At 65.2% G+C, this 19,856-nt stretch carries 16 protein-coding genes and 1 tRNA gene; 11 read left to right on the top strand and 6 right to left on the bottom strand.

The features are described from left to right. Window positions 1-58 precede the first annotated feature (58 nt). Both gabT and gabD read right to left on the bottom strand, forming a co-directional pair. Window positions 59-1,339, bottom strand: a complete 1,281-nt coding sequence (gene gabT, locus RS899_RS28525) for a 4-aminobutyrate--2-oxoglutarate transaminase (RefSeq protein WP_315808620.1) — start codon at window positions 1,337-1,339, stop codon at window positions 59-61. A 201-nt stretch (window positions 1,340-1,540) separates the two neighbouring features. After that, window positions 1,541-2,992 carry an NADP-dependent succinate-semialdehyde dehydrogenase gene (gabD, locus tag RS899_RS28520; protein WP_054910195.1) on the bottom strand — a complete coding sequence of 484 codons (1,452 nt, stop codon included), beginning with the start codon at window positions 2,990-2,992 and terminating at the stop codon, window positions 1,541-1,543. A 658-nt stretch (window positions 2,993-3,650) separates the two neighbouring features. On the opposite strand from gabD, the gene RS899_RS28515 reads away from it, so the two are divergent. Further along, window positions 3,651-3,727 (top strand) — tRNA-Arg (locus RS899_RS28515). 239 nt (window positions 3,728-3,966) lie between these two features. Beyond that, the gene (locus RS899_RS28510) at window positions 3,967-4,560 is read left to right on the top strand and encodes a hypothetical protein (RefSeq protein WP_054910194.1); all 594 of its coding nucleotides are present in this window, start codon (window positions 3,967-3,969) and stop codon (window positions 4,558-4,560) included. A 225-nt stretch (window positions 4,561-4,785) separates the two neighbouring features. Here the strand turns inward: RS899_RS28510 and RS899_RS28505 are convergent, their stop codons facing one another. Next, complete coding sequence (locus tag RS899_RS28505; protein WP_315808619.1) at window positions 4,786-5,511, bottom strand: hypothetical protein; 726 nt, start codon at window positions 5,509-5,511, stop codon at window positions 4,786-4,788. 77 nt (window positions 5,512-5,588) lie between these two features. Continuing rightward, on the bottom strand, window positions 5,589-5,771 hold the full coding sequence (locus RS899_RS28500; RefSeq protein WP_054910192.1) for a hypothetical protein: 183 nt from the start codon (window positions 5,769-5,771) through the stop codon (window positions 5,589-5,591). Window positions 5,772-5,946: 175 nt separating this feature from the next. Here RS899_RS28500 and RS899_RS28495 point away from each other — a divergent pair, with 175 nt between their 5' ends. Next, window positions 5,947-6,381, top strand: coding sequence for a CBS domain-containing protein (locus tag RS899_RS28495; RefSeq protein ID WP_315808618.1), 435 nt, complete (start codon window positions 5,947-5,949; stop codon window positions 6,379-6,381). A 16-nt stretch (window positions 6,382-6,397) separates the two neighbouring features. Here RS899_RS28495 and RS899_RS28490 read toward each other — a convergent pair whose 3' ends face one another. Further along, complete coding sequence (locus RS899_RS28490) at window positions 6,398-7,135, bottom strand: metallophosphoesterase (protein ID WP_315808617.1); 738 nt, start codon at window positions 7,133-7,135, stop codon at window positions 6,398-6,400. Window positions 7,136-7,478: 343 nt separating this feature from the next. On the opposite strand from RS899_RS28490, the gene RS899_RS28485 reads away from it, so the two are divergent. From RS899_RS28485 to RS899_RS28450, 8 genes are all read left to right on the top strand, one after another. Next, window positions 7,479-9,695 (top strand): TonB-dependent receptor, encoded by a 2,217-nt coding sequence (locus tag RS899_RS28485; protein WP_315808616.1) that lies wholly within the window; start codon window positions 7,479-7,481, stop codon window positions 9,693-9,695. A gap of 14 nt (window positions 9,696-9,709) precedes the next feature. Further along, window positions 9,710-10,783: an ABC transporter substrate-binding protein gene (locus RS899_RS28480; protein ID WP_315808615.1), complete on the top strand. Its 1,074-nt coding sequence runs from the start codon at window positions 9,710-9,712 to the stop codon at window positions 10,781-10,783. 235 nt (window positions 10,784-11,018) lie between these two features. Beyond that, window positions 11,019-13,307 carry a TonB-dependent receptor gene (locus tag RS899_RS28475; protein ID WP_315808614.1) on the top strand — a complete coding sequence of 763 codons (2,289 nt, stop codon included), beginning with the start codon at window positions 11,019-11,021 and terminating at the stop codon, window positions 13,305-13,307. 46 nt (window positions 13,308-13,353) lie between these two features. Next, window positions 13,354-14,949, top strand: coding sequence for a GMC family oxidoreductase (locus RS899_RS28470; RefSeq protein WP_315808613.1), 1,596 nt, complete (start codon window positions 13,354-13,356; stop codon window positions 14,947-14,949). 10 nt (window positions 14,950-14,959) lie between these two features. Next, a complete protein-coding gene (locus RS899_RS28465; RefSeq protein ID WP_315808612.1) occupies window positions 14,960-16,369 on the top strand; it encodes an aldehyde dehydrogenase family protein in 1,410 nt (469 codons plus the stop codon). A gap of 238 nt (window positions 16,370-16,607) precedes the next feature. After that, entirely contained in the window at window positions 16,608-17,852 is a 1,245-nt protein-coding gene (locus RS899_RS28460) for an MFS transporter (protein WP_315808611.1), read from the top strand. A 272-nt stretch (window positions 17,853-18,124) separates the two neighbouring features. After that, entirely contained in the window at window positions 18,125-18,379 is a 255-nt protein-coding gene (locus RS899_RS28455; protein ID WP_054909535.1) for a type II toxin-antitoxin system HicA family toxin, read from the top strand. Continuing rightward, a complete protein-coding gene (locus tag RS899_RS28450; protein ID WP_054909534.1) occupies window positions 18,376-18,720 on the top strand; it encodes a type II toxin-antitoxin system HicB family antitoxin in 345 nt (114 codons plus the stop codon). Before RS899_RS28455 ends, RS899_RS28450 begins: the two co-directional genes overlap by 4 nt. Before the next feature lie 158 nt (window positions 18,721-18,878). Here RS899_RS28450 and RS899_RS28445 read toward each other — a convergent pair whose 3' ends face one another. Continuing rightward, complete coding sequence (locus RS899_RS28445) at window positions 18,879-19,610, bottom strand: class II aldolase/adducin family protein (protein ID WP_054909533.1); 732 nt, start codon at window positions 19,608-19,610, stop codon at window positions 18,879-18,881. Window positions 19,611-19,856: the final 246 nt, after the last annotated feature.

The following is a 19,856-nucleotide window of genomic DNA, read 5'->3' as shown; positions in this document are numbered from 1 at the left end:
ACAAAAAGAAAGGCCCGCTTGCGCGGGCCTTTCTCCTGAACGGCTAGAGCGATGAGGCTCAGGCCAGTTCGTCGAAGCACTCGGCCAGAATGGCCAGACCTTTGTCCAGCTGCGCGTCCGGGATGGTGACGGGCATCAGGAAGCGGATCACGTTGTAGTAGGTACCGCAGGAGAGCAGGATCAGACCTTTCTCACGGGCACGAACCACGATCTTGCTGACCAGTTCAGCGGCCGGCTTGTTGTGATCGCCGCCTTCGAACAGCTCGATGGCGATCATCGAACCCAGGCCACGAACGTCGCCGATCACCTTGTGCTTGGCCTGGATGTCGCGCAGGCCAGTCTTCAGGCGCTCGCCAACGGCTTGCGAACGGTCCAGCAGCTTCTCTTCGTCGAACACTTTCAGCACGGCCAGGGCCGCGGCGCAAGCGATCGGGCTACCGGCGTAGGTGCCGCCCAGGCCGCCCGGAGCGATGGCGTCCATGATCTCGGCCTTGCCAGCAACGCCGGAGATCGGGAAGCCGCCGCCAACGGATTTGGCGAAAGTGGTCAGGTCCGGGACGATGCCCAGTTGCTCGGTGGCGAAGAAGGTGCCGGTACGGCCAGCGCCGGTCTGTACTTCGTCAGCGATCAGCAGGATGCCGTGCTCGTCGCACAGGGCGCGCAGGCGCTGCATGAAGGCCTTGGAGTTGACGTAGAAGCCACCCTCGCCCTGAACCGGCTCGATGATGATGGCAGCGATGTCGCGCGGCTGAGCGTCGTTCTTGAAGATGCGCTCGATGCTGGCGATGGACTCGTCTTCGCTCACGCCGTGCAGTTCGCACGGAGCCAGGGCGCGGAAGATGCCGCCCGGCATCAGGCCCATGCCAGCGGAGTACGGAACGACCTTGCCGGTCAGGCCCAGGGTCATCATGGTACGGCCGTGGTAAGCGCCGGTGAAGGCGATCACGCCAGCGCGGCCGGTGGCGGCACGGGCGATCTTGACGGCGTTCTCAACGGCTTCGGAGCCGGAGGTGACCAGCAGGGTCTTCTTCGGGAAGTTGCCCGGAACGCGCTTGGCGATTTCTTCGGCCAGCTCGATGTAGGGCTCGTACGCCAGCACCTGGAAGCAGGTGTGGGACAGCTTGGTCAGTTGATCCTGAACGGCAGCGATCACTTTCGGGTGCAGGTGACCGGTGTTCAGTACGGCAATGCCGCCGGCGAAGTCGATGTACTCACGACCTTCGACGTCCCACACGGTGGAGTTCTCGGCGCGCTCGGCGACGACCGGGTGGATCTGGCCTACACCGCGCGGTACGGCGGCCTGACGACGTTGCAGCAGGGATTCGTTGGTTTTGCTCATAGCTTCCTCAGTGGCCGCTCATCGGGCGACCGGATCAAAGGATGAAAGCGGGGAGAAGCCTCACGCGACAGCATACGATGATCGACTGTCGTGGAACTTGCGGCCCGCCAGACGGGTTGTCCGGTGCTACCACCGGAAAACGCCGACGCGAAGGTGGCTGTCAGCTCTTGCCTGCCACCTCGCGCCCACGGAAAAAACGGATCAGATACCGCCGAGGCAGAGGTATTTGACTTCGAGGTAGTCCTCGATGCCGTACTTCGAACCTTCGCGGCCCAGGCCGGATGCCTTGATGCCGCCGAACGGCGCCACTTCGTTGGAGATCAGGCCGGTGTTGATACCCACCATGCCGTATTCCAGCTGCTCGGCAACGCGGAATACGCGGGCCAGGTCGCGGGCGTAGAAGTACGAAGCCAGGCCGAACTCGGTGTCGTTGGACATGGCGATGACTTCGGCCTCGTCCTTGAAGCGGAACACCGGCGCCAGCGGGCCGAAGGTTTCGTCCTTTGACACCAGGGCGCTCTTGGGTACGTCGACCAGGATGGTCGGCTCGAAGAAGGTGCCGCCCAGGCTGTGCGGCTTGCCGCCAGTGAGGACTTTGGCACCCTTGGAAACGGCGTCGGCAATGTGCTCTTCGACCTTGGCAACAGCCTTGGAATCGATCAGCGGGCCGGTGGTGACGCCCTGCTCCAGGCCGTTGCCGATGTTCAGCTTGGCCACGGCGGCCTTCAGCTTCTCGACGAAGGCGTCGTACACGCCGTCCTGTACGTACAGGCGGTTGGCGCAGACGCAGGTCTGGCCGTTGTTGCGGTACTTGGAGATCAGCGCGCCTTCGACGGCGGCGTCCAGGTCGGCATCGTCGAACACGATGAACGGAGCGTTGCCGCCCAGTTCCAGGGACACTTTCTTGATGTCCTTGGCGCATTCGGCCATCAGCTGGCGACCGATCTCGGTGGAGCCGGTGAAGGTCAGCTTGCGCACGATCGGGTTGCTGGTCAGCTCGCCGCCGACTTCGCCGGCGCTGCCGGTAACCACGCTGAACACGCCTTTCGGAATGCCGGCGCGCTCGGCCAGCTCGGCCAGGGCCAGGGCGGAGTACGGAGTCTGCGAAGCAGGCTTGAGCACCATGGTGCAGCCAGCGGCCAGGGCCGGGCCGGCTTTACGGGTGATCATCGCGGACGGGAAGTTCCACGGGGTAATAGCCGCGGTCACGCCGATCGGCTGCTTGATCACGATGATGCGCTTGTCGGGCTGGTGGCCCGGAATGGTGTCGCCGTAGATGCGCTTGGCTTCTTCACCGAACCACTCGAGGAAGGAGGCGGCGTAGGCGATTTCGCCCTTGGCTTCGGCCAGCGGCTTGCCCTGCTCGATGGTCATCAGGCGAGCCAGGTCGTCCTGGTTGGCGATCATCAGGTCGAACCACTTGCGCAGCTTGTTGGCGCGCTCCTTGGCGGTCAGCGCGCGCCAGGCCGGCAGGGCCTTGTCGGCGGCTTCGATGGCGCGACGGGTTTCGTCGGCACCCATCTTCGGCACGGTGCCGATGATCTCGTTGGTGGCCGGGTTGTTCACGTTGATGGTCTTGCCGTTATCGGCATCGACCCAGGAACCGTCAATGTAAGCCTGTTGGCGGAACAGCTTGGCATCATTGAGTTGCATGACCTGTCTCCTTTCGAGGAAAGCCTGTGGACGACGGGTCTACCTCGAGTCCCCCGCCTGCCTTGTTGTCTGGATGGGAGAGACCGCGGTCTCTGCCGTTCATTCGCCCCGGCCGATCAGTATCGACGCAGGATGCGAATGCCGCCCCTGCACGGAGGCGACGCCAGGCGAACGGCTCTTAGTTCGCTCGGCATGCGGACACGAAAAAACGCAGACCGGGGTCATTGCCCGGTCTGGTTGAACTCGTTCGCGCACAGATTCCCGGGCTCGACCCAGGGGTACGACTGCCCTACAACCTTCCGGTACGCTGATCGACGGAAGCCGCACGGAGACCTGTCACAAGGGACATGCGGTGGGTGCAACGGAAGACTGTCATCCCGCAGGCTGATGGCCGGCTGGTGTGATGCCAATTCTCCGGTCTCCTGTTGTTGTGATGGGGAGGCGTTTGAAATCTCAAACGAATCCTAGGGCCCTCGGCTGCAAAGGGCAATAGCTCGTTCGACAAAACCAACGAAGGTATCAGGTTGTTGCAGGTTTTCGAGGTCTTTCTACCGACGGGCGGCTGTTTTCGTTCGATATCATGAACGAGCGTACCCGCATTGGACGCCCGCGAAGGAGATGCGTATGATTGCCGCCTGCCGCGCCAGCCGCGGCATACGCACCAGTAGCTCAGCTGGATAGAGTACTGCCCTCCGAAGGCAGGGGTCGTGGGTTCGAATCCCGCCTGGTGCGCCATCTGCCTTGTTTCGAGTTGCCTCCGGCAATCTGCGAAACCGCCTGAAAGGCCCGCTCTCAGCGGGCTTTTTCGTTTCTGCCTGTAAAGCCTTGCGCCGCTTGCCGGCGCCCCACTGTGCGAACCGGGCATCCCGGCAGGCCCGGAGGCGAGGGTTATCCTCGGCGCCCGACGATTCCTCTTCGCCACCCAAGGTTGTATAAGCCTTGCGCCATCGCGCGAGAAAAGGACAAACCGCCCCATGCTCCGGCTTCTGCTGCCAGCCCTCCTCCTGGCCCTTGCCGGGTGCGCCACCCAACCTCCGGCGCACCCCGAGAACCTCTGCGAGATCTTTCGCGAAAAGCCGAAATGGCACGAAGCGGCGCTGAAGGTGCAGAAGCGCTGGGGCGGGACGATCCAGGTGCCGATGGCGATGATGTACCAGGAGTCTTCCTTCAAGCACGACGCCCTGCCACCGCGCTATTACTTCCTCGGCTTCATTCCCTGGGGCCGGGTCAGTTCCGCCTACGGCTACGCCCAGGCCAAGGACGAGACATGGGCGGACTACAAGAAGGAAGCAGGAGGCTGGGGCGCCGACCGCGATGACTTCGCCGATGCGCTGGATTTCATGGGCTGGTACATGAACAAGACCTACAGCGTGAACCGCGTTTCCAAGTGGGACGCCTATGCCCAGTACCTGAACTACCACGAGGGCTGGGGCGGCTATCGCCAGCGCAGCTATGACGCGAAGCCATGGCTGAAGGCGACGTCGCAGAAGGTCCAGGCTCGCGCCTCGTTATACGGCGCTCAGTACAAGAGCTGCGAGCAGGAACTGTCGAACAGCGGCTGGTTCTGATGTCGGCACCAAAGCCTGTCGATGGGACGGGCTTTTCGCTTATCCAGCGATGAGGCTCCAGGCCATAAGCCCCAGAAGCGGCATTGCCACGACGCCCAAGAAGATCAGCGCAACCCTCAGAGGCTTTCGGTATCGCTTGATCCAGGCTGGTGCGTCTCGATCATTGGCAATGGAATCGACCAACAACAACTGAGCGAACAATTCGATCAGCGCCGCCATGCAGCCTTAGCGCCCCATGATCCGCTGATATTCGTCGCGGTATTCCTCGTACGGCAGGTTGCGCCGCTGCAGCTCCATCAGGCGCTGCTCCTTGGTCAATGGCTGGGAGACATGGGCGACCGTTTCCGCCGCGGTGGGCGAAATCGGCTGCGGCACGGCCTCCGGCGGCTGCGCCGGCGTGCGGACAGGCAGCGGCGCCGGCAGGCTGCGGGACGGGCGGGCGACCAGCAGGGCTCCGGTGATCTCCTCGACTATCTGCTCAGACACGGCGCCGACTTCGGACGAACTCATGGAGTTGAACAGATCACCATCGGCTTCGCTTTCGTAGCGCCGCGAGGCGAGCAATTGGCCGGTCAGGCCATCGTGGTAACGCACGGTGGAGGTGATCCACTCCTCACCGTCGCTGCTCGTGCGGTTGTTGGCGCTATGACCGGCGCCCACTTCGATCACCACCAGGGTCGACAGGGTATCGGTGGCGCGCGGCTCGCCGTCCTGCTCGCTGAGCTGGTAGTCCGCCGAATCCGCCTCGTCACGCAGCGCCTCGCGCCAACCAGCCTTCAGCGCGCCCCAGCGCGGGTTGGCCGCCACCGTGGCGTCGGGCTGGAAATTCACCACCATCACGTGGCGGGTATCGCGGTAGAGGGAGATGGGCGCGGTGCGGTCATCCCGGCGGACGTCAGAGGAACATCCGCAAAGCAGGGAGACAGCCAGGGCGAGCGTGACGTAGCGCATGGTGCTTTCTCTTTATTGTCTGGCCAGCATTCTGCCAGCCAATCATGACGCCCGGGTATCGTCCGAAGGTCAGTCCTCTACCAGTCCTCGTCGTCCAGGCCCGGCTGGTATTCCTCCGCTGCCTCGTCCTCCTCCTCGTGATCGCCGGGCTGGTCTTCAAAGAAGGCCGCATCCTCCTCCAGCAGGCCGTCGAGGTCGTCGTCGAGGTCCAGCAGGTGGTCGTGTTCGGGCTCGTGGAGGTCGAGGTCTTCGTCAGTCATGGCCGGTCTTTCGTGGGGGGAAACGGGGAAGGGAATCACAGTATAAGTCGCGCCGCAGGTGGATGACGCTCCTGTGACGGCGGACGGCGCTTTGCGGCCTTGCCGGATCGCGATTCGTCCACGATTCTCTATGAACCACGGGCCTCGCGCCGTGAACGACGAACAGGGGGTAGGAATGAAGACTGTGGCTCAGCTGTTGAACGCCAAGGCGGACCAGCAGGTTTACACCATCGCCCCGGGCGCGATGGTGGTCGACGCATTGCGCCTGATGGCGGAGAAGAACCTCGGCGGCCTGCCGGTGGTGGAGGCCAACCAGCTGGTCGGCTTCTTCAGCGAGCGCGACTACGCCCGCCGCCTGGCACTCAAGGGGCGCAACTCGGAAGACACGCCGATCAGCGCGGTAATGACCGCGCCGGTGATCACCGTGGACACCCACCTGAACGTCGACAAGTGCATGAGCATCATGACCGAGCGGCACCTGCGCCACCTGCCGGTGGTGGAGAACGGCGAACTGCTCGGGCTGCTGTCCATCGGCGACCTGGTGAAGGCTGCCATCGCCGAGCAGGCCGAGCTGATCCAGCAGCTGGAACAGTACATTCGCGGCGAGTGATCGTCCCGGCGGCGGCTCAGCGGGCGGCCGCCGTCTCTACCTTGCCGCTGCGCATGTCGACGATGCTCAGGCAGCCGTCGGCATAGCCGCTGCCGGTGTCGATGTAGTGGGTGTTACCCAGCGGACGGACCGCCTTCTGCGCGGTATGCCCCACATACAGACGCTCCAGGCCTTCGATCGCCGTGGCATCTTCCTTCTCGATCCGGGTGCGCGCCCACATCGCCAGGCCGACGGCGTTGCGCCGGGCGGCCTCTCCCAGCTCGCCAGCCAGCGCGGCGACGCCGCTGTCCCAGTCCGGAAATGCCGGGGAAACCGGCGCTTCGGCATGCACGATGCCAACGCGGCGACCTTCGTCCAACTCGACTTCTATCACCAGCGGCAACTGCTGCAACCGTCGCGCGATGCGTTCGCGAGTCACTGGCGTGAGCTTGTAGAGCCAGGCGCCACCGTTGCGAAAGTGCAGGTCGCGGTCATCGCCGGCCAGCACCACGTCGATCACCAGTTGCTCGTGGTTGCCGCGCACCGAGGCAAACCATGGTTTGGCCAGCCAGTCGAGCACCTGCGGCGAATAGGGACCGCGATCCACCAGGTCGCCGGCGCCGAACAGGCGGTCGGCGGACGGCTCGAACCCGACCTGATCGAGCAGACGCTGCAGCAGTTCGAAATGGCCGTGCACATCCCCGACCACGAAGTCGCGGCCGCGCCGATTGCGCGCAAATCGTTGCAGAGGTTGCTCCGGCAAGAGCGTGTTCATTGCCAACTCCAGGTCATTCAAGAGATCAGCTTATCAGCTGCAAATGGCGTTCCCGCTGTTGTTCGACGAAAGCCTTGAGCACTTGCTGACCCGCTGCTGCCCAGGCAGCGGCGGGGCAGCACGGACTGCTGCGCCAGCAGCAGCAACCTAAGAACCTCACATGAAAATCCTTGAGGATCAGCGACTTGGAAAGTCGGTACGGAAGTTGCGATGTCCCCCGCAAGCCAACCGGCCTTATCACGCGTGAGCCAACAGAAGCGCAACGCAATAACAGCTTGATGCCTTGCGGCGACGACCGAGCACCACAGAGCCAGCCGTCTTTTCGCCGCCCCCTGGGGACACCATGTTCAAACGCAACACCCTTTCCCTCGCGATCCTGGCGGGCCTCGCCAGCGTCGCTGTACATGCCGCCGACGGCGATACGCAGAACAAGGAAGAAGCCAGCACCGCGCCGACCCTCGGCAAGGTAGTGGTCACCGCACAGAAGCGCGAAGAGTCGGTGCAGGAAGTGCCGGCGCCGATCACCGTGCTGAGCGGCGAGAAGATCCGCGATGCCTCGCTGCAATCGGCCAACGAAGTCACCCGCTATACCCCTAACGCCTCCGCCGGCACCACCGACGGCCATGGCCGCCCGCGCTGGTGGATTCGCGGCCTGGGCACTGGCGACCAGGGTGCCAACACCGTCAGCCCGATCGGCATCTACGTCGACGACGTGTACATCGCCAACATCAGCGCCACCGGCTTCCCGCTGTTCGACCAGGAGCGCGTGGAAGTGCTGCGCGGCCCGCAAGGCACGCTGTGGGGCAAGAACACCACGGGCGGTGCGATCAACTTCATCTCGCGCAAGCCGACCTTCAGCCCCGAGGGTTACTTCAAGGTCGACATGGGCAACTACGCCAACCGCATCGTCGAAGGCGCGGTGAGCGACGCGCTGGTGGATGACAAGCTGGCCGGGCGCGTGTCCTTCCACCACCAGGGCCGCGACGGCTACACCGAGAACAAGAACGACGGCAACGACCAGGGCGCGCTGGAAGATGACGCCGTGCGCCTGCAACTGGCCGCACGGGTGAATGACAACCTCGACGCCAACCTCAACGTCCACGCCCGCCACTACCACGACACCGCCAGCTACAACACGGTGAGCTACGGCACCCGCCCGAACGGCACCAACCAGTTCGGCTACTCCATCGATCCGGAGCTGGGCAAGGCCAACTTCAACGCCAAATACCAGGCCGAGATCGACCAGGCCGGCAGCAACCTCAACCTGGTCTGGCAGCTGGGCGAGCTGGAGCTGACCTCCATCACCGCCTTCGAACACTTCACCCGCGACGGCTGGACCGACAGCGACAACACCCCGCTGGAATTGCAGCGCAGCTACAGCTATGCCGACAGCCAGCAATGGTCGCAGGAACTGCGCCTGGCCTCGCCGCGCAGCGACCGGCTGAACTGGGTGCTGGGCTTCCACTACTTCAACGAGGACCTGGAGTCGAAGAACGCCAACGCGGCGCTGCCCAACGTCTACGTGCCCAGCTACTACAACAACGTCAGCTACGACCAGAAGACCGAGAGCTACGCCATCTTCGGCAGCACCACCTACAACTTCACCGACGACTTCAGCCTCACCGCCGGCCTGCGCTGGACCCGCGAAACCAAGGACATCGACCTGGAGCGCCTGGTCAACCGCGGCGCGGCGAGCTTCGGCGACGGCCACTGGTGGCAGCCGGGCAACGTCGACTCGCCGCTGATCGTCAACGCCACCCAGGACGAGAGCAACACCTGGAGCGACTACAGCTGGGACCTGACGCCCGAATACCGGATCTCCGACAACGCCCGCGCCTACTTCCGCTATGCCCGTGGCTTCCGTTCCGGCGGCTACAACGCTGGCGTCACCAGCCAGGCCACCGTGGCCAAGGTCGATCCGGAATACCTCACCTCCTACGAGCTGGGCCTGAAGTCGGAATGGTTCGACGGCCGCCTGAACGCCAACGCCAGCGTCTTCTACTACGACTACAAGGACATCCAGCTCAACATCGTCACCGCGGTGAACAACCAGACCGTCTCGCGCCTGGCCAACGGCGCCCAGGGCGAGGCCTACGGCGCCGAGTTCGAGCTGGAGGCGATCCCGGTGCAGAACCTCCACGTCAACTTCGGCCTGGGCCTGCTGCACACCGAGTTCACCGACTACACCTCGGGCACCGACGACTACTCCGGCAACCACTTCGTCCGCGCGCCCAGCGTCTCGGCGGTGATCGGCGCCGACTACCGCATCCCGCTGAACGTCGGCGGCGCGGTGATCCTCGGTACCGACTGGAACACCCGCAGCCGCCAGTACTTCTTCACCAACGACCAGAGCGCCAACATGCGCAGCGGCGGCTACACCCTGGGCAACGCGCGGGTGACCTACGAGCTGCCGGGTGAAACCACCCGCGTCACCGCCTACGTGAACAACCTGACCGACAAGGAATACCGCAACCACACCCTGCCGGGCGGCTACCAGACCGCCGCGGTGATGTTCGGTGATCCGCGCACCTTTGGCGTCTCGGTCACCACCGACTTCTGAGCGAGGTAACTGCCATGCCCCTGATCCATCGCACGTTGCGCCGCCTGCTGTCGGCCGCCGCCGTGCTGCTCGCAGGCGACGCGCTGGCCGCCGAGCAGCCCACCACCCTGCGCATCGCCACGGTGGCCTATGCCAACGCCGGGCAGATCACCTTCAATGGCCCGGCCTATGTCATCGACCGCGACAAATGGCTGGAGCAGCAACTGGCCCAGCGCAACATCAAGCTGGAGTGGGTGCCCGCGGCCACCGGCTCGGTGGGCACCTTCGTCAACGAGGAGTTCGCCAACAAGCGCATCGACTTCGCCTTCTACGGCGACCTGCCGTCGATCATCGCCAACGCCTCGGGCGTGCAGACCCAACTGATCGTCCCCGGCGGCATCGGCAACAACGTCTACCTCGTCGTACCGCCGGGCTCCACGGCGAAATCCATCGCCGACCTCAAGGGCAAGCGCATCGCCCTGCACCGTGGCCGGCCGTGGGAACTGTCGTTCGCCAAGCTGCTGGAAGCCAATCATCTGGGCTTCGAGGACTTCCGCATCTTCAACCTCAACCCGCAGGCCGGCGCCGCCGCCTTGAGCGCCGGACGGGTGGATGCGTTCTTCACCCTCAGCGATGCCTTCCTGCTGGAAGACAAGCAGGTCGGCCGCGTCATCTGGTCGAGCAAGGAGGCGCCAGCCGACTGGAAGATGCGCGCCGAAGTCTGGGGCGCGCGGGACTTCATCAAGGATCATCCGGACCTCACCCAGCTGGTGGTGGACGCCTACCTGAAGGCCGCGTGGTGGGTTTCCCAGGACGCCAACCAGGCGGCGTACCAGGAAGCGCAATCGCGCTCCGGCGTACCGCTGAGCGTGCTGCAACGCGAAGTCTCCGGCGAGCCGTGGCCCGCGCACTTTTCCCCGCTGTATGACGATGCCCTGCGCCAGCACTACACCGATGGCATCGCCTACAGCCTGAAGGCGAAACTGATCCGCAACGAGGTGAAGGTGGACGACCTGCTGGAGCCGAAGTTTGTCGAGCAGGGATTGAAGAACCAGCAGCTCGAGGGCTTCTGGAAAGAGCAGGTGAAAACCGTCGCCCGGCAACCCTGAGCGCACGCCAACTCAGTTGGACAATAAAGCCCCGACCTCGGGGCTTTATCTTTTTAGCGCATTACCTTCCGCGGTCACTGTTCATAACAAGTAGCTGCCCCAGCACCAGCGTAAAAGCAGTTGCTGCAGCAACAGCAGGAAAACACCAGAAAACTGCCTGAAACCGCTCTAAAACGCATGGCACAGAGCTTGCTCTAGCTCACTCACAACGACTTGAAAGCCCCGAGTGACTGCCATGAAGCATGCAAGAGAGTTCCGTCTCAAACCGCTGGCAATAGCATTATCCAGCACCCTGCTATTCAACGCGGAAGTTGCACTTTCCGATGATTCGAAATCCCCCGAAGGCATCACGCTGAGTACCGTGACCGTCCAGGGACAAAGCCAGGAAACCCAGGTCGGCGATGCCCGCAAGGAAGTCGCCCCAGTCTCCAAGGGCACCCTCACCAAATCCCAGCTGGAAAAGTTCGTCGGCCTCGACAGTGCCGTCACCGGCGCCCTCAAATACCTGCCCGGCGTACACGTCAGCGGCGGTGACAACAGCGGCATCACCGAAGGCGGATTGAACATCCGTGGCTTCTCCCAGGACCAGATCGGCTTCGTACGCGACGGCATCCCGCTCAATGACCCACAGTTCCTCACGCCCCACGCCGATTTCATGGGCGACCCGGAAAACTACGAATCGGTGTCGGTGCTTTACGGCTCCTCCTCGATCAACGCTCCGACCCTTACCGCCAGTGGCGGCAGCGTGCTGATCAAGTCCGTCGCGCCGACCAGGGAAAGCGGCCTGCTGGTGAAGCAGAACGTCGGCAGCGACAGCCTGTTCCGCACCTTCGCGCGGGTGAATACCGGCGAGGTGAACGGCTTCTCCGCCTGGCTCTCGGCCTCGCGCACCACCGCCGACCTGTGGGACAACAGCGGCGGCGAGCTGTCCTCCAACCGTTACGAAGGCAACCTGCAGTACGAGTGGGACGGCAACCGCATCAACGGCATCTTCTCCAGCTTCCTGATGCGCACCAACAGCTACAACCACCCGACGCTCGCCGAGTACCGCGCCAACAAGTACGACCAGGGCTACCCGCGCGACATCTACCCCACCAAGGGCAACGGCACCAACGGCGTGCCCGATGTCACCGTGCCGGGCCAGAGCGCGGCGGCCTCGCGCGCCGACTTCAAGATCCAGACCTACGCGCTCAATGGCCTGTTCAACCTCTCCGACAAGGTCCAGCTGAAGGTCGACCCGTACTTCGTCCGCGTCACCGACGGCACCGCCGCCGTAGCCGTGGTTCCGGTCAATGAGAACAAGGTCAACGCCGATCTCAATGGCGACGGTGACAGCATCGACCCGCTGGTGACCGGCGCGCTGAGCGTCTACCCGACGCAGTACCGCATCGGCTCTACCAATACCCTGGACTTCCTGGTCAACGACGATCACACCCTGCAACTGGGCCTGTGGACCGACTACACCCACGCGCGCAACCAGTTCCCGGTGGTCGAGATCAAAGGCAACGGCAAGCCCGCCGGCATCGACGGCAGCCACAAGCTGCGCGATGGCAACGGCAATGCCATCTACTTCACCGACCAGCGCAACGAGATCACCACCCAGAAGCTCTGGGTGCAGGACACCTGGGACATCACCTCGCAGCTCGTCCTCACCGGCGGCCTGGCCTGGCAGCACACGCAGAACAAGGGCGACGATCGCCTCAGCGGCTTCGACGACAGCGCCGACTACAACCGCTTCCTGCCCAGCCTGAGCCTGAGCTACCAGCTCGACCCGCAGCAGCAGCTCTACTACAACACTACCTCGAACATGCGCACTCCGGCGGTGGCCTCGGTCTACGGCCAGGCCAATGGCGGCGACAAGCAGAAACCGGAAGTCACCTGGAACCAGGAGATCGGCTGGCGCTACAGCACCGATGACGTGCTGCTCAGCGCGGCGCTGTTCTACGACAAGTTCAAGGATCGCCAGGCGGCGTTCGAGGAAGTCTCCGGCGTCACCTCCTACTTCAACGCCGGCGACGTCACCACCAAGGGCCTGGAGCTGTCGCTCAACGGCCTGCTGCCGGCGAACTTCAACTACTTCGCCTCCTGGACCTACCTGCGTTCCACCCAGGACGACGACTACAGCGCCGGCGGCGCCAGCCTCGACACCAAGGGCAACCAGCTCTACGACACCCCGCGCAACCTGTTCAGCGCCGGCATCGGCTACGACAACCAGACCTTCTACGCCAACTTCCTCGGCCGTCACACCGGCAGCTTCTACGGCGACCTGGCGAACAACGAGAAGATCGGCGGCTACACCGTGTTCGACGCCAACCTGGGCTACCGCCTCAAGGACCTGGGCAGCGCACTGAAGGAAACCACCCTGACGCTCAACCTCAACAACGTCTTCGACAAGCACTACCTGTCGGGCGTGAACTCGGGGACGGTCTCCGCCGACCCGGCCGACGGCGACTTCTACGGCGCGCCGAAGTACTACAAGGGCGCACCGCGCGCCCTGGTCGCCGGCATCTCCGTCGGCTTCTGATCACCCTGCACGCGCCCGGTGCGGGAGCGCCGGGCCGGGAGGCGACATGACCACTCCTCGCTACGACCACATCATCGTCGGCGGCGGCAGCGCCGGCAGCGTGCTTGCCAGCCGCCTCAGCGCCGACCCGCAACGCCGCGTCCTGCTCATCGAAGCCGGCCCGGACACTCCACCCCACACCACGCCGGCGGAAATCCTCGACGGCCACAACCCCTTCCGCCTGCGCCTGGAACTGCGCGATCGCTATTTCTGGCCGGACCTGAGCGTCCGCCACGGCGCGCAGCCCGAAGGCATCGAGCGCCCCGAGCGCTACCTCGAACAGGCCCGCGTGCTCGGCGGCGGCTCCAGCGTCAACGTGCTGGTGGCCAACCGCGGCCTGCCGCGCGACTACGACCAGTGGGCAGCGCTGGGTGCCGAAGGCTGGGGCTGGGACGACGTGCTGCCGTACTTCCGCAAGCTCGAACGCGACACCGATTACGCCGGCCCACTGCACGGGCATGACGGGCCGATCCCGATCAGCCGCGTCTCCACCCGCGACTGGACGCCCTTCACCCGCTCCGTGGTCTCGGCGCTGCAAGCCGAAGGCCTGCGCGACATCGGCGACCAGAACGGCGTGTTCGACGACGGCTACTTCGCCCCCGCGGTAAACCTGGAGCATGGCCAACGCGTGTCCGCCGCCCGCGGCTACCTCGATGAAGCAGTGCGCGCACGGCCCAACCTGACGCTGTGGGCCGACAGCCAGGTACTCGGCCTGCAACGCGACGGCACGCGCATCACCGGCGTCGAACTGCAACGTAACGGTGAGCGCGTCACCGTCGGGGCTGGCGAAGTCATCCTCGCCGCCGGGGCGCTGCAATCGCCGGCCTTCCTGCTGCGTAGCGGCATCGGCCCGGCCAGCCAGTTGCAGGAGCTGGGCATCGAGGTAATCGCCGACCGCCCCGGCGTCGGCGGCAACCTGTGGGAGCACAGCTCGCTGGGCACCCTGGCCACCCTGGGCGATGCCGCGCGCTCGGACGCCGTGCTGGCGCGGCCCGGCACCTCGCACCAACTGGGTATCCGGGTGTCCTCGGGCGTCGATCCGGACACGCCCTCGGACCTCTACCTGGCCATCGGCGCAGACGCCGAGCGCGGCGTGGCGCACGCGCTGTTCTGGATCAACAAACCCAGCTCCAGTGGCCGCCTGACCTTGCGCGATCGCGACCCGGCAAGCCCGCCGCAGGTCGATTTCAACCTGCTCTCCGACCCTCGCGACCTGCAACGCGCACGCGTGGCACTGCGCACCATCCAGCGCCTGTTCAAGCACCCGGTCCTGGCGCGCTACGAACTGCAACTGGTGCTTACCCCCTTCGCCGTGCCGCAACCGGGCGGGCCGAAGCTGGAAACCCTGCTGGCCGACGACGCGGCGCTTGAAGCCTACCTGCGCCGGCATATCGGCGGCGTCTGGCACCCCAGCGGCACCTGCCGCATCGGCACCGCCGATGACCCGCAGGCCGTGGTCGACAGCGCCGGTCGCGTCCATGGCGTGGAAGGCCTGCGGGTTGCCGACGCCTCGATCATCCCGGTGATCCCCACCGCCAACACCAACCTGCCGACCCTGATGCTCGCCGAGAAAATCGCCGACGCCATCCTGGGCGGTGCCTGAGGAACTCGCCATGTCACGCTATGAACTGCTGATCGATGGTCGCCTGCAGGCGGCCGAGCACTACGACCGGGTGATCAACCCGGCCAGCGAGGAAATCGTTGGCGAAGCCGCCCGCGCCAGCCTGGCGCAGGTCGACGCAGCGGTGGACACCGCGCACCGCGCCTTCCCGGCCTGGGCCGCCGATCTCGACGTCCGCCGCCAGAGCCTGGCCCGAGCCGCCGAACGGGTACGCGAGAATGCCCAGGCGCTGGCCGAGCTGATCACCCACGAACAGGGTCGCCCACTGCGCTCGACGCTGGAGGAAGTGGCTGGCGTCGCCGCCACTTTCGAGCACCACGCGCAGCTGGAGCTACCCGCCGACACCCAGTTGCGCGACGACGGCGAACGCCTGGTGCGCATCACCCGCAAACCCCTGGGGGTGGTCGCCGCGATCACCCCGTGGAACGTCCCGCTGATCCTGCTGGTACTGAAGATCGCGCCTGCCCTGCACGCCGGCAACACCGTGGTGGCCAAGCCCTCGGAGCACACGCCGCTATCCACCCTGCTGCTGGCGCGACTGCTGGGCGATGTGCTCCCCGCTGGCGTGTTCAACGTGATTGCCGGTGCGGGCGAGGTCGGCGAACACCTGGTACGTCATCCGCGAGTGCGCCACGTGACCTTCACCGGCAGCGTCACCACCGGCAAGCGCCTGTATGCCGGCGCGGGGGACGACCTCAAACGCCTGACCCTGGAGCTGGGCGGCAACGATGCCGCGCTGGTACTGGAAGACGCCGACCTCGACGCCATCGTCGAACCGCTGTTCTGGGGCGCCTTCTGGAACAGCGGCCAGGTGTGCTTCGCGATCAAGCGCCTGTACGTGCATGACAGCCTGTTCGAACCGCTACTGGCGAAACTCGCCGAACGCGCCCAGCGCACCCGCCTCGGCCATGGGCTCGACCCGCAGACGGAACTGGGGCCGCTGACCAACGCGCAGCAACTGGAACGGGTCATCAGCCTGGTGGAAGACGCCAAGGCCCACGGAGCGCGCATTCACAGCGGCGGCACGCGGCCCGACGGACCCGGCTACTTCTACCCGCCGACCCTGGTCAGCGGCGTGGCGGCCGGCGTCGCGCTGGTAGACGAGGAACAGTTCGGCCCGGTGTTGCCAGTGATCTCCTTCCGCAACGAAGAGGACGCCATCGCCCAGGCCAACGCCAGCCACTACGGCCTCGGCGCCTCGGTGTGGACCCGCGACCTGGCGCGCGGCGAAGCCATCGCCGGGCGGTTGGAGGCGGGCCTGGCCTGGGTCAACCAGCACGGCCACATCCAGCCCGGCGCGCCCAAGGGCGGGCACAAGTGGAGCGGGCTCGGCTACGAAGGCGGGCAACGCGGTTACGAGGCCTTCAGCGAGCTGCAGGTGCTCAACGTTTCGCGGCGCTGAGGCGCGGCTTGCGAGATCAAGAGCCCTCACCCTAACCCTGGCTACGCGCCCCGCTCCTCAAGCGGGAGAGGGGACCGTTCGGTGCAGGATGAAACTGCGCGTCAACCGGCACGGACTGCCCCCTCTCCCTGAGGAGCGGGGCGCGTAGCCAGGGCTGGGGTGAGGGGGAAAGCGCCGGCACGGGCTTTCCCGGAAAACAGACAGCCATTCCAACCCAACTCTCAAAGAGGATTCACCGATGCGTGCCGGAAGCTGGCCCTCGATCCTGCTCACCCTGGCCTTCGCCGTGATCATCGCGGCGTGCCACGGCAAGACCATCCTGCTGGTCGCCGACATCGCCAACGCCTTCTCGGTCAGCCCCTCGCGGGCCAGCTGGGTAGTGTCGGCGGTGGCGGTGGTCGCCGCCCTCGCCTCGCCGCTGGTCAACTGGATCGTGGCGCGGGTCGGCGAGCGCCGTGCCATCGTCTTCGGCCTGTTGCTGGCGGCGGCGTGCAGCTACCTGGCGAGCCGCACTGAAGACTTCACCACGCTGATCACCCTGCGCGTCATCGAAGGCGCCGGCTACATCAGCGTGGTGCTCGCCGCACTCGCCCTGCTGGTGCACACCACCGAAGGCCGCCGCCGCACCACCGCGCTGGCGTTCTGGTCGGTGGCCTCGCCCCTGGGCGGCGCCATCGCCATCTTCGCCGTGGCACCTTATGTCGGCGGCCAGCATGGCGAATGGCGCAACGCCTTCAGCGGCCACTCGCTGGTGCTGCTGGTCCTGCTGCTGGCGACACCGCTGCTGCCATCGGTGAACCTGGCGACCCGCAGCGAGCGCCACTCCCTGCGCCAGACCTTCCGCCTCTACGCCGACCCGTCCGTGCTGCGCCTGGCGCTGGCCGTGGGCGCACCGCTGACCGTGGCGCTGGGCCTGGTGACCATCACCCCGGACTACTTCATCCACAGCCTGGGCGTTGCGCCGTCGACCATCGGCGTGATCTCCACCATCGGCATCCTCTCCAGCGTGCTGGCCGGGCTGCTCGCCGGCTTCGTGCTCAACCTGCGCTTCTTCGGCCCGCTGGCCGTGGTCGGCGGCGCGTTGATCGGGGTGGTGCTGGAGGTGCTGGTGTTCATCCCCGGCATCGCGGCATCCACCGCCATCGTGGCGAAGATCATCCAGGGCTTCGTTGGCAGCTTCGTCGTCGCCTGGGTGTTCACCAGCATCCCGCGCATGAGCCGTGGCGGCGACGTGATGGGCGCCGGCGGCGTGGCCGAGCAGGCGCTGTACCTGTCGATGTTCCTCGGCCCGGTGCTGCTGTTCCCGCTGTTCAGCCTGCCCTCGCGCCTGCCGTTCTTCGCCGTGCTGATCGTCGCCAGCCTGCTGCCGCTGTTCCTGTTGCCACTGGGGCTGCGCTGGCGCGCGGCGGAACCGCCGGTAGCCGCCGGTAGCCGCCTGACCGAGTCGACATCGACAGGACGCTTCCTCTCGCGCTTTCCGTAGGATGGGTGGAGCTTGCGATACCCACCAGCCATGGCCGGGCTAAACACGATGGGTATCGCTTCGCTCCACGCCATCCTACAAAGGCACGCCGGAAAGCCTCGAGTGTGAGTGTGTGTAGGAGCGAGCTTGCTCGCGAACAACCCCCGCGGCGGGCTCGGATCGAAAGCAAGAACTGGGCATCTCCCTCGCTCCTACAAAGCATCCGACGCGGCTGGCCCATCCCGAGGAAATGGCAACCGCAGAGTGCTATCATATGGCGATAGCATTTATGGATGCAGAACCGCCACCGTAAAACCCTCGCCATGATCTTCCGCACGCCAACCAGTGCATCGATAGTCTTTACCGACATCGAAGCTCTGGTTCTGCATCTGAGCGGCACCGTGGATGAGCGTGAAGGGTCACGGGTGAAATTGGTTCTGCATGGCCAGACCTGGCGCTGCCATCGCCCGCATCCAGGCAAGGAGGCCAAGCGTTACCAGGTCGAGGAAGCCCGGGAATTCCTGCGTCGGGCCGGAGTGGAAGCATGAGCCGCATGACCTACAAGGGCTACATCGCCCGTATTGAATTCGATGATCGTGATGACCTCTTCGTCGGCCGCCTGCTGGGCGTGAACGACATCATCAGCTTCCATGCCGACAGCGTTGGTGGGCTGCATGCTGCCTTCCAGGATGCCGTCGAGGATTACCTGGCCGACTGCGCGGAGCGCGGTGTGGAACCGGAGAAGCCGGCGTCCGGCAAGATCATGCTGCGCATCCGTCCGGAAGTTCACGCCGCCGCCGCGATTGCGGCCAAGGCGTCCGGCAAGAGCCTGAACCAGTGGGCGGAGGGTGTTTTCGAACGCGCAGCCCGGAGGCGCACCGGCGGTTGAGTACGGGTGTGTAGGAGCGAGCTTGCGCGCGAACAAACCCCGCGGCGGGCTCGGATCGCGAGCAAGAACTGGGCGTCCCCCTCGCTCCTACGAAAAGCCACCGATTCACAGCCATGAAAAAGCCCTCGCAAGAGGGCTTTTTCAGTTCAGGCGAAAACTCAGGCCGCTGCGCCCAGCAGCTTCTGGCCCTGCTCCCAGAGGCCGGTCATCTTCCACTGCTGTTCCAGCACGCCGGGGCCGAATTCCTGGGAGCCGCCGAGGCCTTCGGCGAGGCCCTGGAAGTAGGCGCCTTCCTCAATCAGCAGAATCAGCTTGGACGCCTTGATCAGGTCCTCGCCCCAGAAGGTCGCGCCGCCGTTGGCTTCGAGGATGGCCGGGGTGTGCGGGTTCTCGGCAATGCGGTCGAGGATGAACAGCGGCTCCGGCTGGCGGCGGTCGATGTAGATCGGCAGCTCGCGGGCCAGGGTCACGCGCTGGGAGGCGGCGTAGCGGATCGGCAGTACGCGGTGGGCGCTGGCCCAGCCGCCGAGGTACGGCGTGTGGACGTGGATCACCACGTTGATTTCCGGGCGTGCCTGGAAGATCGCCGCATAGCGCTTGCCGTTGCCACCAGCACCACGGCCACTGAGCGGAGTCGCTCCGGCGATGCTTTCGTCGAGGATCACCTCGCCGTCCCAGGTGGAGATCACCGCGCGGATTTCCTGGTCGTCCGCCCAGGGGTTGGGCGCATGGACGGCGATCACCTGGTCGCTGTCCGGCACGCGCACATAGGCCTGGTAGGTATTGGTGGCGGTGAGGGTGCGGCTCTCCTTGAGCACGCGGAAGGCCTTGGCGAAGTCGCGGCGGACCTGTTCGAGCTGGCTGGCGAGTTGCGGATCGAGGGTGGACATGGAGTGCCTCCTGGCAGTCGGGGATGGATGAACCGCGGCGCGGTGTTCCAGTGACTGAGCAGGACTTGTGCCACTAAAAAATATCACTATTAATCAATAGGTTAGAAAACAATCAAGCTAACAGCGGGATGCCACGCCTGGCTGAGCGGGCAAAATTGCTGCCCGCCCAGCATCCCCTGCTGACCCACTGCTGCTGTACAGACAAACGCCCTGTTGCCGCAGCAGCACATCGCTCTGAAAGCCGCG

It is taken from the genome of Pseudomonas sp. C9-3 (genome assembly GCF_032392015.1).
In the GTDB taxonomy this organism is placed as follows: domain Bacteria; phylum Pseudomonadota; class Gammaproteobacteria; order Pseudomonadales; family Pseudomonadaceae; genus Pseudomonas; species Pseudomonas nitroreducens.
Note: the sequence above shows the minus strand (reverse complement) of the source record. Positions and strands in the feature narration are given on the sequence as shown.

Coding starts and splice junctions, on each gene's coding strand:
- RS899_RS28490 (WP_315808617.1), bottom strand. CDS start 7,135: ATGAACACGCTCTTGCCGGAGCAACCTCTGCAACGATTTGCGCGCAAT.
- RS899_RS28445 (WP_054909533.1), bottom strand. CDS start 19,610: ATGTCCACCCTCGATCCGCAACTCGCCAGCCAGCTCGAACAGGTCCGC.
- RS899_RS28510 (WP_054910194.1), top strand. CDS start 3,967: ATGCTCCGGCTTCTGCTGCCAGCCCTCCTCCTGGCCCTTGCCGGGTGC.
- RS899_RS28475 (WP_315808614.1), top strand. CDS start 11,019: ATGAAGCATGCAAGAGAGTTCCGTCTCAAACCGCTGGCAATAGCATTA.
- RS899_RS28455 (WP_054909535.1), top strand. CDS start 18,125: ATGCAGAACCGCCACCGTAAAACCCTCGCCATGATCTTCCGCACGCCA.
- RS899_RS28500 (WP_054910192.1), bottom strand. CDS start 5,771: ATGACTGACGAAGACCTCGACCTCCACGAGCCCGAACACGACCACCTG.
- RS899_RS28495 (WP_315808618.1), top strand. CDS start 5,947: ATGAAGACTGTGGCTCAGCTGTTGAACGCCAAGGCGGACCAGCAGGTT.
- RS899_RS28470 (WP_315808613.1), top strand. CDS start 13,354: ATGACCACTCCTCGCTACGACCACATCATCGTCGGCGGCGGCAGCGCC.
- RS899_RS28505 (WP_315808619.1), bottom strand. CDS start 5,511: ATGCGCTACGTCACGCTCGCCCTGGCTGTCTCCCTGCTTTGCGGATGT.
- gabT (WP_315808620.1), bottom strand. CDS start 1,339: ATGAGCAAAACCAACGAATCCCTGCTGCAACGTCGTCAGGCCGCCGTA.
- RS899_RS28460 (WP_315808611.1), top strand. CDS start 16,608: ATGCGTGCCGGAAGCTGGCCCTCGATCCTGCTCACCCTGGCCTTCGCC.
- RS899_RS28485 (WP_315808616.1), top strand. CDS start 7,479: ATGTTCAAACGCAACACCCTTTCCCTCGCGATCCTGGCGGGCCTCGCC.
- gabD (WP_054910195.1), bottom strand. CDS start 2,992: ATGCAACTCAATGATGCCAAGCTGTTCCGCCAACAGGCTTACATTGAC.
- RS899_RS28480 (WP_315808615.1), top strand. CDS start 9,710: ATGCCCCTGATCCATCGCACGTTGCGCCGCCTGCTGTCGGCCGCCGCC.
- RS899_RS28450 (WP_054909534.1), top strand. CDS start 18,376: ATGAGCCGCATGACCTACAAGGGCTACATCGCCCGTATTGAATTCGAT.
- RS899_RS28465 (WP_315808612.1), top strand. CDS start 14,960: ATGTCACGCTATGAACTGCTGATCGATGGTCGCCTGCAGGCGGCCGAG.